We start from the raw sequence: 14,017 nt of genomic DNA, 5'->3' as shown, positions 1-14,017 counted from the left end.
GCCATACCGCCGCCATGCTGACGTTTCTTCATACTGCCGACTGGCACCTCGGCCAGAATTTTCACGGCCATGACCGCCATGCTGAACATCGCGCCTTTCTCGACTGGCTGCTTGAGACCCTTAATCGCGAAGCCATCGACGCCCTGCTGATTGCCGGTGATATCTTTGATGTGGTCAATCCGTCGCTGGCCGCCCAGCGCCTGCTGTATGACTTCATCCTCAAGGCACATACGGCCCGGCCGGCCATGGATATCGTGATGATCGCCGGCAACCACGACAGCGGAGCCCGTATCGAGCTGCCCGGCCCGTTGCTGGAGCGTCTTAATACACATGCCATCGGCCAGCTGCACTATCTCGATGGCGCCATTGATACCGACAGGCTGTGCGTGCCGCTGACGGATGCCGCCGGCCGCCAGGCAGCCTGGTGCGTGGCCATTCCCTTTCTGCGCCCGTCGGATGTATCCGGCCGCGGCTACTCCGATTATCAGGCAGGGGCTCGTGCCGTACATGATGACATCTTCGCTCGCGCCCTTGCCCGCCGCGCACCCGATGAGGCACTGATCGCCATGGGCCATGCTCACCTCAAGGGGGGCAGTATTTCAGAGCACTCCGAGCGCCCCATCGTAATCGGCGGCGAGGAGTCCCTGCCGGCCAGCCTGTTCCCTGAAGATATTGCCTATGTAGCCATGGGCCATCTGCACAAGCCCCAGCGCGTCGACCACCAGGATCGCATCCGCTACAGCGGCTCGCCCATTCCTCTGGATCTATCCGAACGCCACTACGCGCGCCAGGTATGCATCGGCAAACTGGATCAGGGTCACCTCGTACATCAACGCAGCATAGCCATTCCCGATCATACGCCCATGCGCCGGATCGGACCGGCCTCCCTGCCGGAGGTACTGGCCGAACTTGATGCGCTGGAGCAGGATACTGCTGCCTCACCGGGCTGGCTGGACGTGCAGGTCATGCTTGAAGGCCCCTGCCTGTCCCTGCGGGCAGATATCGATGCCCGGCTCACCGGCAAACCCTGGCGACTGGTCGCGATTCAGGTACATTACCCGCGCTCCGACAAGCAGGCGCCCCCCTCGCCACGTCTGGAAGACACCACCCCGGCCGCGCTGTTTGAAGCGACCTGGACCCACCATTATGGCAGCGCCCCCGATGCCACCGTGCTTGCCGACTTCCACGCACTGGCTCAGGCCGTTCACGACAGCGAGGACCCCGCATGAGGATTCAGCGCCTTGTGATTCATAATCTGGCTTCCCTGGCCGGCCCTCACACGATCGACTTTGATGCCGGTCCGCTGGCGAGTTGTGGCCTGTTTGCCATCACCGGTCCGACCGGTGCCGGCAAGAGCACCCTGCTGGACGCGCTGTGTCTGGCCCTGTACGGCACTACCCCCCGGCTGCGGCACGCCACCCAGCAAAGCGCCAAAACGCCGGATGTCGAGGGTGATAGTCTGGCCATGAATGACCCGCGCACCCTGCTGCGACGTGGTGCCAGTCAGGGGTTTGCCGAAGTCACCTTCATCGGTATCGATAATGCTGCCTATACCGCCCGCTGGAGCGTACGGCGCGCCAGGGACAAGGCCGGCGGCCGCCTTCAGGCCAGTGATCAGCAACTGGTAAGGGTCAGCGATAACACCGTACTGAACCGGCACAAGCGGGAATTTCAGGCTGAAATTGCGGCCAGGCTGGGCCTTGGGTTCGAACAGTTCACTCGCTCGGTACTACTGGCCCAGTCGGAGTTCAGTGCCTTTTTGAATGCCGATGACAACGCCCGCAGTGAACTGCTGGAAAAGCTGACGGATACCGATATTTACAGCCGGCTGTCACGGGAGGCCTATCAGCGGGAAAAAACGGCGCGCGACGCTCTGGACGCACTGACGCAAAGTCAGGCTCATGCCCCGCCGGCCGATGACGAAACCCGCGAAGCGCTGGAACAACAGGAACAGGATACGCACCACCAGTGGCAAACCCTGAATGCGCGCCAACAACACCTGACAACACAGCGCCACTGGCTGGAGCACATGAACCAGCTCCAGACAGCACACCAGGCAGCCAGCGCGCATTACCAGGGAGCAATGGACACCTACAAGGCACTGGAACCACAGCGCCAGTGGCGTGATCAACTGAAGGCAGCAGCCCCCTTGCGTGAAAATGCGCGAGCACTGACCCGCGAACACCAGGCCTGCCAGCGTGCTGCACGGGAACTGGCTGATGCCCGCCGCAAACGCCAGGCCGCTCGACACACGCGACGCCAGGCGGGCACTCTTCACCAGCAGGCACGGCGGCAACAACAGGAGGCCGCAGAACAGCGCGATGCCGCACGCCCCCACCTTGATCAGGCACGGACGCTATCGGAAGCCATTCGCCACGCCCTGCGCCGCATGGTCACACTGGCCGAGCAGCATCGTGAAGGCAGTACGCGCCTTGAAGCCCTGCAGAGCCGTCGGGACGGGGTCGGTCAAACCTGCCAGGCTACCGCTGAGCAGATCGACGCCGTCATGGCTCGGCGGGCCAACATTACGGACCCCAGCCACTGGCGCCGGGCGCTTCAGGAGACTCGCCAGACCACATGGCAACAGCTCCAGTCCCACCAGGCAATGCTGTCGCATCTTGCATATTACCGGCAGGCCAAACGAGATCACGAGAGCAGCCGGCAGGCACTCGAGGATCACCGGCAGACAAGTAATGCGGCCGAGGCCGATTACCGAGCGGCAGAAGAGGCACTGGCCACTGCCGAGCAGGCACGCACCAGTGGGCTTGAACGTATTACCCGTCAGCGACAGGTGCGACTGGATGCGGTACTGACCCTGCGTCGCCAACTCACGCCGCACACGCCCTGCCCGGTCTGCGGCAGTGAAGAACACCCTTATCTGGTTTCACCTCCTGTTTCCCCGGAAGCCGCCCAGCTGGCGGCCATGGAAGCCGAAGAGCAGCGGCAGGAGCAAGAGTTTCACCAGAACTGGCAGGCCGCCACTGCCACCGCTCACGAGGCGAGGGTCCGGCGGGAGGTGCTTGAGCGTCAGTACACCGGCCTGGTGGCCACCTGGGACCAGACAGGACAGGCCCTCAATGAGGCCAGGGCGCGCCTGGACACCGAAGGGATCGAGGTGCCCGACGCCCCTGATATTCGCTGCACCGAACTGGAAGCCGAGTGCACGCGACTGAGCCGATGCCATGCTGACGCGGAACAGGCCCTGTCCACCTTTCTGGCGGATGAGGAAGCGCTCGTTCCACTACGCGAGCGCAAGGCGGACCTTGCCAGCGAACTGGCCGTTCTGGATAACCAGCATGAGACGCTGCGGCAGGAGCTGGCCCATCAGCAGAACGAACAGACAACGCTTGAGGCCGACCTGGCCCGGCAGAAGGCCCGCCTGCGCGAGCTGCAGGCCCCCTTCACTGACGTGGACGCGTGGCAGCAGCAGCTTGATCAGGCGTTTCACCAGGCGGCCCAAAGGGAAACAGAGGCTGCAGAGGCCTTGCGTCATCATGAGCAAGCCGGCATTCAGGCCACTGAACAGGCGTGGCATGCCCTCGCCACCCTGCGCCGAATACACGAACGTATCCATCAGCTCGAACAGTCGCAACAGGCGTGGCAGGCGGCCCATCCGCAGCTGTCCGGCCAGACGCTTCAGCAGCTGATGACGACCTCCAGCGAGGAACTCGCCACGCTCGAGGAAAACCTTCAACAGGCATGGGAAGCCCTGACCCGGGCCGAGGCGGCGTCTGCTGCGGCCACGCATCACCGTGACCGGCACCTTGATACGTCCCCTCTGACGGACACTGCCTCACTTCCTGTCAATGACGATCACGCGCTGACTACCACCCTTGACGCTCAGGAAGCGCAGCTTGACGAGACGCTTGCGGCACTGACGCCTGAGCTGTCACTGGCACTTGCCGCCCGTGATGATGCCATGGCACAGCGGCGCGAGGACGATCAGCGGCGCCAGACCTGGCGCGACCTTGCAGAACGCATTCATGCTGCCCGTGCCGAGCATCAGCGCTGGGGACAGATCAGTCAGCTGATCGGGTCCGCCGATGGCAAGGCATTTCGACGCATTGCCCAGGGCTATAATCTTGATCGTCTGGTCGAGCAGGCCAACCTTCATCTTCATCAGCTGGCCCGGCGCTATCGCCTGATACGAGGCGGCAGCCCGTTGGGGCTTCTGGTCATCGACCAGGACATGGGGGATGAACAGCGCTCGGTGCACTCACTGTCAGGGGGTGAAGGATTTCTGATCTCGCTGGCCTTGGCACTTGGGCTTGCCTCGATGGCCTCGGATCAGCTGGCTATTGATACCCTGTTCATCGATGAAGGATTTGGCAGTCTGGATGCCCAGTCCCTGCACATGGCCATGGATGCCCTGGATGCGCTTCAGGCGCAGGGGCGCCAGGTCGGGGTAATTTCTCATGTGCGGGATATGATAGAACGCATTCCGGTACAGGTTCGACTGACACCACAGGGCGGCGGCATCAGTACCCTGGGCATCAGCGTTCAGGGTGCCCCCCTGTAAAAGGATGACGCTTCGATGCGGCATGAAAAAAGCGCCCGAAGGCGCTTTTTTCGTCAATGCATCAAAACAGGGTCGCGCCTACAGGCTCCACCAGGCTGTCAGCCCCAACAGTACCAGCAGCAGCACATAGAGGCCCACCCGCGGCAGCGGCTTGAATTCCAGTGGCGAAATATTCACCAGAGCCAGACGCGTGTGCTTGATCAGAAACCAGATCACGCCCAGTACAACCAGCATGACAATGAACAGGCTGAAATTGACGCCGATGAAAACCGACTGCCAGGCAGGCATACCCGCAGCAGCATGCGGACCGTAACTGGCAAACAGAGCCCCACCCAGAGAGAACAGTCCGACGTCAAAGGTTGTACCCAATAGACGGGAAGCAATGACGCGGAGGGATTTGGTCAGCGGATTATCCTTCATGAAATCCCGCGCCCAGAAGGCCAGAATACCGAAGAACAAGGCCACCAGCCCCATGGCATTCCAGTAGGTCGCCAGCGGTGGTTGCGCTCCATCGGCATGCCCGGACGGGTCCGGCAACGGTAGATGCGACTGCATCAGCCACTGAACCAGTGCACCGATCACGATCCACAGAAATACTGTAAAGATTACTTCACCCAAACTGCGTTTTGTCATCATGGTCTGCCCTTGTCGTGATCACCCGCACCAGCGGATGAGGGACGGCGAAATACGCCGCTGGCGACAGCGATGGTGTCGCCCTGTGAATCGATAATATCGGCCTGAGTGAAAAAGACACGCTGACCGCCTCCACTGACCCGGCCCCGGGCGAGCAGCGTTTCCCCCTGCTGCGCCGGAGCATGGTACTGGATGTTCAGTGACAGTGTCACCGATGCCGGCCGGATTCCCCCGGAACCGAACAACCCGGCATAGCCACTGACGGCATCCAGCAACGATGCAAGCATGCCACCATGGCCAAAACCCTGCAGGTTGCAATGATGCGCGGCCACCTTCAGACGTATCTCACACCCTGTTTCATCAAAGCGAACAACCGTCGCCCCCAGATGACTCAGATAAGGGGTTTGAAGCTGTGCGGGGATGCCTGACGTACTCATGAAGTGCTACCTGCCGCCACCAGATGAAGAAAGGCCACGTCATCAAGGTTCAACAGGGTCTCAACCTCTCCGAACCCGCCATCGGGCAGTAGCGCCATGCGGGTCACATCCCCACTTTGCTGATTGCCGATCAGAACATGCCCCCCATCGGGAGTAACGGTAAAGTGACGCGGAAGCTGGCCGCCGGTGGACGTGGAGCCACGCCAGGTCAGAATCCCTTCCTGATCGATATCCAGTGCCACCAGCTCATCAAACTGACCGCGATTGGTCACATAAAGGCTTCGACCATCATGGCCAAACTGCAGCTCCCCTGCCCCATGTTCTCGATCATCATTGGTCGAGGTCAGCGACGCCACCTGATACTGCACCAGCGTTGTTCCGTCATGACGATAGCCCACGATGCTGCCATCCAGCTCTCCGACCAGATAGGCCCAGTGGCCCTCGGGATGAAACTTCAAATGACGTGGGCCGCTTCCGGGAGGCGCGATAATGTCCTGACGCTCTCCCAGCGGCTCATTGTCGTCACCTGTCAACGCAAATTGATAAATGCGGTCATTGCCCAGATCACAGGCAAACACAAACCGGCCGTCCGGGCTGCACGTGCAGGAGTGAAGATGAGCCTTTTCCTGGCGCGTAGCGTGAACACGTGACCCGCCATCAAAGGCTATCTGCTGCACGGCCTCACCCAGAGACCCGTCGTCAAGCCGTGGAAACACGGCCAGAGACCCACTGCTGTAGCAGGACACCAGCACAAAGCGCTCATCGGGTGTCAGGGTGATATGACAGGGGTCTTCACCGCCAGCACTGACCCTGGACAACAGGGTAGCCTCACAGGAGGCCGGTGAAAACGAGAACGCAGATACCTGACCGATTCGGCCAGGGGTTTCATTCACGCAGTAAAGAAAGCGGGCCGCGTGATCCAGCACCATGAAGGATGGGTCATCAGCCTCGATCACGACCGGCTCAGCCAGCTGCCCGGCATCGGCCCGAGCGGTATAACAGTAGATGCCGCCGCTTCCTCGGCTGGTATAGGTACCTGCCAGCAATACATGTGTAGACATATGATCTTCCCGAATTGTCATTCCATCAGCGCCGTGATGCCAGCTTGTCGGCCTGACGTGTGGGTTCCGGCAGTTTATAGCGAGTCAAACACTTCATGACCCATTCCACGGCACTCTCAAGGCAAATGCGGTGGCCAGGTGAGATATAAAGTGGTTTGACGTTTTCCCGTGTTCTAAGCACGGCACCGATCGTTTCCTGATGATGCGTGAGCGGTACCCACTCACCTCTGGCAGACGGCACCTCATCATGAACGCCGCACAGCCGGGATTTACCAACTCCGATGGTCGGCCAGTCAAGCCATACCCCCAGGTGTGTCGCGATACCCAGCCGTCTTGGATGCGCAATACCCATGCCATCCACCATGATCAAATCCGGGCGACCGGACAGGCAGTCAAGGGCTTCCAGCATGGCCGGCAGTTCCCGAAACGACAGCAACCCCGGAATATAGGGCATACGTGTCGGACAGCGCACAACATGATGTTCAAGAATACGCAGCGACGGGTACTCCATCAGCACGACAGCTGCTCGGGTTATTTCACCCTGCTGCTCAAAGCCGGCATCAATGCCGGCAATGGTCTGGATGGAGGTGAACTCGTCCTTGAGGCAAACGCTGTCTGCCAGCCGGCGCTGACAGGCTACGGCTTCCGAGGGGGCAAGATCCCAGCCGTGAAGCGGCTGGTCGCGGGTAGCAAATGCATGTGGCATGGCCTTGGTCCAGAACCATTGAAATGTGAATCATGAACGGCGCAGGCTACCGTTTCGAGGGACAATATCCCTAGAGCATAACGTAAATGCCTGCCCCTGCAAGGGAACCTGCCGCGCATAAAAAAGGCCCCACCCGAAGGTGGAGCCTTGATACATCGATCACGCCGGACGCTGGATCAGGAAGCGGCCTGACGGTCGTTGTCACGAGGACGACGACGCTCGGCGCGATCACCGCCGCCGCCATTGTCTTCGCTGATTTCCAGAGGACGGCCGCCAACCCGCGCGCGGGCCATCTTGGTCAGGATGGATGCCGGCAGGCCCTGAGGCAGCTCGACAACACTGTGAGACTGGCGAATATCGATACGGCCGATACGGGCACCTTCAATACCACCTTCATTGGCCAGTGCACCAACCAGCTGACCTGGCTTGATACCGTCCTTGTGACCGACCGATACGCGATAACGCGTCATGCCTTCACTGGAGCGCTGTGCACCGCCACTGTCACGACGACGTGCGGGCTTGCCATCACGGCCGGAATCGCGGCTGTTGCGCTCGGAGCGCGCCGGACGTGCGGACGGTTTTGGCAGAGACTGAATGCGCGGCTCATCGGCACGGGCCAGTGATGCCATGGCACATGCCAGTTCGACCGGATCATATCCCTGCTCGACCAGCGCTTCGATCAGAGCACGCTGGTGATCGGCGCCCTTGTCGAGAATGGCTTCGGCACGCAGCTTGAACCGCTCATCGCGATGGGCACGGATCGTGGACTCATTCGGCAGCTCCATGATCGCGATGCTTTGACCGGTAGCACGCTCGAGCACCTGGACCTTGCGTGCTTCACGGTTACCGGCAAAGCTGATGGCTGTACCTGTACGCCCTGCACGGCCGGTACGACCGATCCGGTGGATGTAGGATTCGGTGTCATGGGGCAGATCGTAGTTGAAGACGTGCGTAATACGCGGCACGTCGAGACCACGAGCGGCTACATCGGTTGCTACCAGAACGTCTACCTTGCCACGCTTCAGGCGCAGTACGGTACGCTCACGCAGGCTCTGATCCAGATCACCGGACAGGGCAGCAGCAGACACGCCGCGAGCCAGCAGCTGCTCTACCAGTGTGGTACAGGCCGCACGAGTACGAACAAACACGATGGCGGCATCCACCGGCTCGACTTCAAGAATGCGCGACAGCGCTTCAAGCTTGGCCGGACCATCGATGCGGCAAAGACGCTGCTCGATCGTGGTTGTCGCCGCCTTGGCTTCAATCTGTACCTTGACCGGGTCAACCAGATAGCGGTTGACGATCTTTTCGATTTCGTACGGAAGCGTGGCGGAGAAGAACACGCGCTGAGCTTCCTTCGGTGTATCACGCACAACGCGCTCTACGTCATCGATAAAGCCCATGCGCAGCATTTCGTCGGCTTCATCAAGTACCAGCGCAGACAGGCCGGTCAGGCTCAGGGAGCCACGATCAAGGTGATCGATGACACGGCCAGGCGTGCCCACGATGACCTGGGCGCCATTACGCAGACCGCGCAACTGATCACGATAATCCTGACCACCACACAGTGCCTGTACATTAAGGCCGTCGATGCTCTGACCATACAGGGTAAAATTGGCCGCTACCTGCTGAGCAAGTTCACGGGTAGGTGCCAGTACCAGCACCTGCGGCTCACGCCGATTGATATCCAGTCGAGTCAACAGCGGCAGCGCGAATGCTGCCGTTTTGCCAGTACCGGTCTGTGCCTGGCCCAGTACGTCACGACCTTCAAGTACGGAAGGAATCGTCTGTGACTGAATGGGAGAAGGCTGCTCGTAACCAAGTTTTTCGAGCGATTCAAGAACGGCAGGCAATAACGCCATGTCGCTGAAAGTCAGCGAGGCATTGGAAGTCGAGGTCATTTCACACCTTTTGAGCCGACGCGGCAGTCGGCAAGAATTTTATAGTGGCTCAGCCGGGCAGATTATGCCCAGAAGAACCCGGGTCGCACGAATGCAGCAAGGGGGTACCTTGCGTTACACGCAACGTGTCGCGACCAACAGCGCTGGCAACCTGCCGAACGCATTTCCATCTATGCGGGATAGCGCAAGAGCGCATTTGCCGTCGGAGAAACGTCCCCGAGCGCAAACAGTATCGGATGGGGGCGAATCAACAATGATGGTAGGGTCTTACTACACATGCGAGGAGGGCGTACCTTACCACAGGAGCTGTTAGTTGACTACCTTTTGTTCATTGACAAGTCTGGCCAGGTGCGTTGCAGGCAGCACTGGGGCATTATGCCCGCTTTCACCATGGAGAAACTCATGAGCGTCATTTGGGTCGATGCCGACGCCTGCCCGCGGGCCATGCGGGATATCATCATTCGCGGCGCAGAGCGCAGCGGCATTACTGCCACCTTTGTGGCCAACCATGCCCTTCCCCTGCCGCGTCTGGCACTGATCAGGATGATTACCGTGCCTGGCGGTGCCGATGCGGCCGATCAGCTGATCATCGAGCGCGCCGAGGCAGGCGATCTGGCCATTACATCCGATCTTCCGATGGCGCTTGAACTGATCGAAAAGGACGTTGAAGTATTGACTGCCCGGGGGGAATCCCTCACCAGCGACAATATTCGTGCTCGCCTCAATATTCGTGACTTCATGGAGACCATGCGAGGCAGTGGCGAAATGACCGGCGGCCCGTCCCGGCAAAATGCCCAGGACGTGCGTGAATTTGCCAACGCCTTTGATCGCGCGCTGACTCGGCGACGCTAGCATGCTTTCGACATGATGCCTCGACCGGTCAGGTGCTCACGGCCATGAGGACGGTCCAGTGCCAGATCAGGCCCTCTGGGGACGATGCGATTGGGATTGATGGTCGGGTGGCTCATGTAATAGTGGCGCTGAATATGATCCATGCAGACGGTTTCCCTGATGCCTGGCCACTGGTAAAGCTCACGCAAATAACCGGACAGGTTCGGGTAGTCCTCGATAAGCCGAATGTTGCACTTGAAGTGGCCGTGATACACCGCGTCAAAGCGAATCAGCGTGGTAAACAGGCGGATGTCGGCTTCGGTCAGGTATTCGCCTGTCAGGTAACGCTGCTGACCAAGACGGTCGTTCATCTCGTCGAGTGCTTCAAACAGGGTCGTCACGTGCTCTTCATACACTGACTGTTCAGTCGCAAAGCCCGCCTTGTAAACGCCGTTATTGATCGCGTGATACACACGTTCGTTGACGGCATCGATCTCGGCGCGGAGCACCTCGGGATAAAAGTCCAGCGTATTGCCGGTCAGCTCATCAAAGGCGCTGTTGAGCATGCGCAGGAGCTCGGCGGACTCATTGTTGACGATGTCGTGCGCCTGACTGTCCCATAGCACCGGCACTGTCACCCGGCCGGTATAGAGTGGGTCCGTCAGGGTATAGAGCTGGTGATGAAATGTGACGCCGTTGAGTGCATCACCGCTGCTGCCCTCCTCCTGATGGTAGGTCCAGCCATTACTCCCCATGATCGGACTGGTTACCGACACGCCTATCAGAGCCTCCAGCCCCTTCAGCGCGCGCAGGATCAACACGCGATGTGCCCACGGACAGGCCAGTGATACATACAGGTGATAGCGTTCGGCTTCAGCCAGCCTGTCTGCATCACTACCCTGTGCGCCCACCCACTGTCGCAGCCGGGCCTGTTCGCGGATGAACTCACCCTTGTTGCCATCGGTGTCGTACCACTGGTCCTTCCACTGCCCTTCTACAAGTAATCCCATCGTGTGCCTCCCTGGCATCATGACTCGTTTTCATTGCTGTCCTGGCAATCGTTGCAGCCGGCCAGAGCCTTTTGCAACTCTTCAGCCAGAGCTCGGGTGGCTGGCCCGGCACTGTCCATATCCAGATAATAAAGTCGTACGGGCACCTCACGGATACCACCTGCCTTCAGCGGTAATGGCAGGATATCCGCAGGAGAGCGATCGTCATTCAGCCGCGTCTCGGATACCCAGCAGAATCCCAGCCCCCGAGACAACATATCCAGCGCCGTACTGACATGACTGACCGTCCAGCGCTGCTCCGCTTTCAACCATCCGGAATCCATCGCATTCTGACGAGCAGAATCACGCACCACGATCTGGCGGTGCTGGTGGAGGTCTCGCAGATCAAGCGCTCGATCAAGCTGATGGAGCGCATGCGCGGAGTGTGCAACCGCAATGAATCGGACAGTCACCAGCAACTCGCCCAGAAAGCCCGAGGGTTCCACGCCGCTGATCAACAGATCCACCTCACCGGCCTGCAGCATTTCGACACCACCTTTCAGGACGGTTTCGTGCAACTGGATGCGCGTATGGGGATACCGTACTGAAAAGCCGTCCAGGGCCTTTGACAGAGCATCCGTTGGAAAGATCTGGTCTACCGCGATGGATATCTCGGGCTCAAGCCCCTCGGCCAGGCTGCCGGCCACGTTCTCAAGGGCTTCAGCGCCTTCCAGCAATTGACGCGCACGCCTTAAAAGCAGTCCCCCGGCCTCACTCAGGCGTACCTGCCGTCCATCGACCACCAGCAGCTTTACGCCCAGCTGATCTTCAAGCTTGTGAACGGCATGATTGATCGTGGAAGGGCTCTTGTGAATTACATCAGCAGCCCGAGCGAACCCGCCATGGTCGGCAACGGCTGCCAGCATCTGCCACTGTGACAAGGTGATTTTTGACATCGAATTTCGGCCTGCTTCTGCACGGTTCCAGAAGTGATGGTAAGCGAACGAGAAGAAATACCATGACACAATTAAAAAGAAACAACAAAGCAACAACAATTAACAATTAAAAACAAAATATATTTATCGTGATGTTTTACTCCAACATCATTTTATGTGCACTTATAACCCCGATTAAATTACGCAACAGTGCTGCATCACACCGTTATTAAACCAAATATATACAACATCTTTACCATAATGTTACAAATCCCGGATTACAGGTGTTTATTCCCTTTGGTAGCCCTTCAAGGCTGCAATCCCGCCTTCTAATCCGGCTTTTCACCCGCTGGCTGCTGGGATAAAGTAGCCCTGCCTTTTTATTTATATCTTCGTTCACCTTATATACAGGCCCTTGTTTCCATGCTGCGAATCATTAATTCGCTGCCCCGCACACACAAACTATTACTTTTACCGGCGATTACCGTGGTAACAGTGCTGGGCGCACATACAGTATTAAGTAATCCCGATTCACCGAACAAAACAATTATTTCAGATGTTCAGCCAATCACACTGGTTGAAGCCGATACCGGACAGCCGTTTAACGCTGTTAATGCCACCCCCCAGGTTCGTGCTGAACTGGCCCTCTCGATACCGGCCACGCCGCCGACCGAACCGGCAATTGATACAAACGCTCTGGAACTGGCACGACTTCTGTCACAGCCTCTGGCTCAGGACAGCCCACAGATCGCAGAAAGCAGCTATTCAGAGCCCGTGGATCTGGCAGATGACGGTAATGACAGCACGCTTCTGGACAGCGAACTGGTCGCAAACGAGCAGTATGTTCCCGAGTGGCAAAGCTATACCATTCAGCCCGGTGACAGTTTTGCCGTTATGGCCGAGCGCAGCCTGGGCCTTGGGTACAGCGACGTACTCAAACTGCTCAGCGTATTGCCGGACAAGAAGGTACTGACACGCCTTCAGGTGGGCCACGATCTCTACTACAAGCTGGACCAGAAGGGTGACCTGATTGCCCTCAAGGTCATGACGGACGCACGGAAAGGTTACCTGCTGGAGCGTCACGATGCCGATCAGTCGTTTGAAATCTCGAATATCAAGCAGGCCACGCAATCCACACAGCGCCTGTTTGCCGGCACCGTGGAAGGCAGCTTCGGTGCTTCGGCCCTTTCTACAGGCCTGAGCAGCGGTGAAGTCGCGGAGCTGTCTCAGGCACTGGGCAAGAAGGTTGATTTTCGTCGTGATACCCGCCAGGGAGATCGCTTTCAGGTACTGGTCGAGTCAGACATGATCGATGGGCGGCCGCTGGCATCTCGCATTCTGGCAGCCCACTACGAGGGCAAGAAGACGGATCTATCGATTGTCCGCCATGATGAAGCCTTCTATACGCCGGACGGCAAAAGCCTTGATCCCTCGTTTGAACGCTATCCATTCAGCGGTCATCAGCGCATGAGTTCGCCCTTCAATCTGCGCCGTCACCATCCGGTTACCGGACGCATCAGCCCGCATTACGGTACCGATTTCGCCATGAAGGTTGGCACGCCGGTACGTTCTACCGGGGCGGGCCGTGTCACTCGCGTTGTACGGCACCCGCTGGCCGGGCTGTACGTCGTGATTACTCATGACAATGGCTACAAGACCCGGTACCTCCACTTGTCCCGCACGCTGGTCAAGGTCGGCCAACGGGTGAAGCTGGACCAGAAAATAGCCCTGTCCGGTAACAGCGGTCGCACAACGGGCCCCCACCTTCACTATGAAGTCATCGTCAATAATCATCGTGTGAACCCGATGCGCTTCAAGCTGCCGGGGGGAGTCAATCTGAAGGGGCAGGAACTGGCAGCGTTCAAGAAACGTACCAACTCACTGCTGGCCAAGCTGGATAATGCAGATAACTCTCGCGCCGTTGCCAGAACGCGGTCAGGCTCGGATGACAGCGAAAGCTGATCTTCTGAAATGCAAAAAGCCCTCCATGCTGGAGGGCTTTTTG

At 58.9% G+C, this 14,017-nt stretch carries 11 protein-coding genes; 4 read left to right on the top strand and 7 right to left on the bottom strand.

What is annotated here, in order from left to right; genetic code table 11:
- The first annotated feature begins 14 nt into the window (after positions 1-14).
- Positions 15-1,229, top strand: a complete 1,215-nt coding sequence (locus tag NAT21_RS05400; RefSeq protein WP_250936342.1) for an exonuclease SbcCD subunit D — start codon at positions 15-17, stop codon at positions 1,227-1,229.
- Positions 1,226-4,519, top strand: a complete 3,294-nt coding sequence (locus NAT21_RS05395; protein WP_250936341.1) for an AAA family ATPase — start codon at positions 1,226-1,228, stop codon at positions 4,517-4,519. Before NAT21_RS05400 ends, NAT21_RS05395 begins: the two co-directional genes overlap by 4 nt.
- 78 nt (positions 4,520-4,597) lie before the next feature.
- Here NAT21_RS05395 and NAT21_RS05390 read toward each other — a convergent pair whose 3' ends face one another.
- The 5 genes from NAT21_RS05390 to NAT21_RS05370 all read right to left on the bottom strand — a co-directional run bounded on the left by NAT21_RS05390 (position 4,598) and on the right by NAT21_RS05370 (position 9,257).
- Positions 4,598-5,155, bottom strand: a complete 558-nt coding sequence (locus tag NAT21_RS05390; protein WP_250936340.1) for a hypothetical protein — start codon at positions 5,153-5,155, stop codon at positions 4,598-4,600.
- Complete coding sequence (locus NAT21_RS05385; RefSeq protein WP_250936339.1) at positions 5,152-5,589, bottom strand: PaaI family thioesterase; 438 nt, start codon at positions 5,587-5,589, stop codon at positions 5,152-5,154. The genes NAT21_RS05390 and NAT21_RS05385 overlap by 4 nt, the downstream gene beginning before the upstream one ends.
- Positions 5,586-6,650, bottom strand: coding sequence for a lactonase family protein (locus tag NAT21_RS05380; RefSeq protein WP_250936338.1), 1,065 nt, complete (start codon positions 6,648-6,650; stop codon positions 5,586-5,588). The genes NAT21_RS05385 and NAT21_RS05380 overlap by 4 nt, the downstream gene beginning before the upstream one ends.
- A gap of 25 nt (positions 6,651-6,675) precedes the next feature.
- Complete coding sequence (nfi, locus tag NAT21_RS05375; RefSeq protein WP_250936337.1) at positions 6,676-7,356, bottom strand: deoxyribonuclease V; 681 nt, start codon at positions 7,354-7,356, stop codon at positions 6,676-6,678.
- A 176-nt stretch (positions 7,357-7,532) separates the two neighbouring features.
- Positions 7,533-9,257 (bottom strand): DEAD/DEAH box helicase, encoded by a 1,725-nt coding sequence (locus NAT21_RS05370; RefSeq protein WP_250936336.1) that lies wholly within the window; start codon positions 9,255-9,257, stop codon positions 7,533-7,535.
- A 402-nt stretch (positions 9,258-9,659) separates the two neighbouring features.
- Between NAT21_RS05370 and NAT21_RS05365 the strand changes: the two genes are divergently transcribed.
- Entirely contained in the window at positions 9,660-10,109 is a 450-nt protein-coding gene (locus NAT21_RS05365) for a YaiI/YqxD family protein (protein ID WP_250936335.1), read from the top strand.
- Here the strand turns inward: NAT21_RS05365 and NAT21_RS05360 are convergent.
- Both NAT21_RS05360 and NAT21_RS05355 read right to left on the bottom strand, forming a co-directional pair.
- Positions 10,106-11,098, bottom strand: a complete 993-nt coding sequence (locus tag NAT21_RS05360; RefSeq protein ID WP_250936334.1) for a glutathione S-transferase family protein — start codon at positions 11,096-11,098, stop codon at positions 10,106-10,108. The genes NAT21_RS05365 and NAT21_RS05360 overlap by 4 nt on opposite strands.
- Positions 11,099-11,115: 17 nt before the next feature.
- Positions 11,116-12,033, bottom strand: coding sequence for a LysR family transcriptional regulator (locus NAT21_RS05355; protein ID WP_250936333.1), 918 nt, complete (start codon positions 12,031-12,033; stop codon positions 11,116-11,118).
- A 402-nt stretch (positions 12,034-12,435) separates the two neighbouring features.
- Here NAT21_RS05355 and NAT21_RS05350 point away from each other — a divergent pair, with 402 nt between their 5' ends.
- Positions 12,436-13,974, top strand: a complete 1,539-nt coding sequence (locus NAT21_RS05350; RefSeq protein ID WP_250936332.1) for a peptidoglycan DD-metalloendopeptidase family protein — start codon at positions 12,436-12,438, stop codon at positions 13,972-13,974.
- The last annotated feature ends 43 nt before the right edge of the window (positions 13,975-14,017 follow it).

It is taken from the genome of Larsenimonas rhizosphaerae (assembly GCF_023700005.1).
In the GTDB taxonomy this organism is placed as follows: domain Bacteria; phylum Pseudomonadota; class Gammaproteobacteria; order Pseudomonadales; family Halomonadaceae; genus Larsenimonas; species Larsenimonas rhizosphaerae.
The sequence above is the reverse complement of the archived record's forward strand: the minus strand, read 5'-3'. Positions and strand labels throughout refer to the sequence as shown.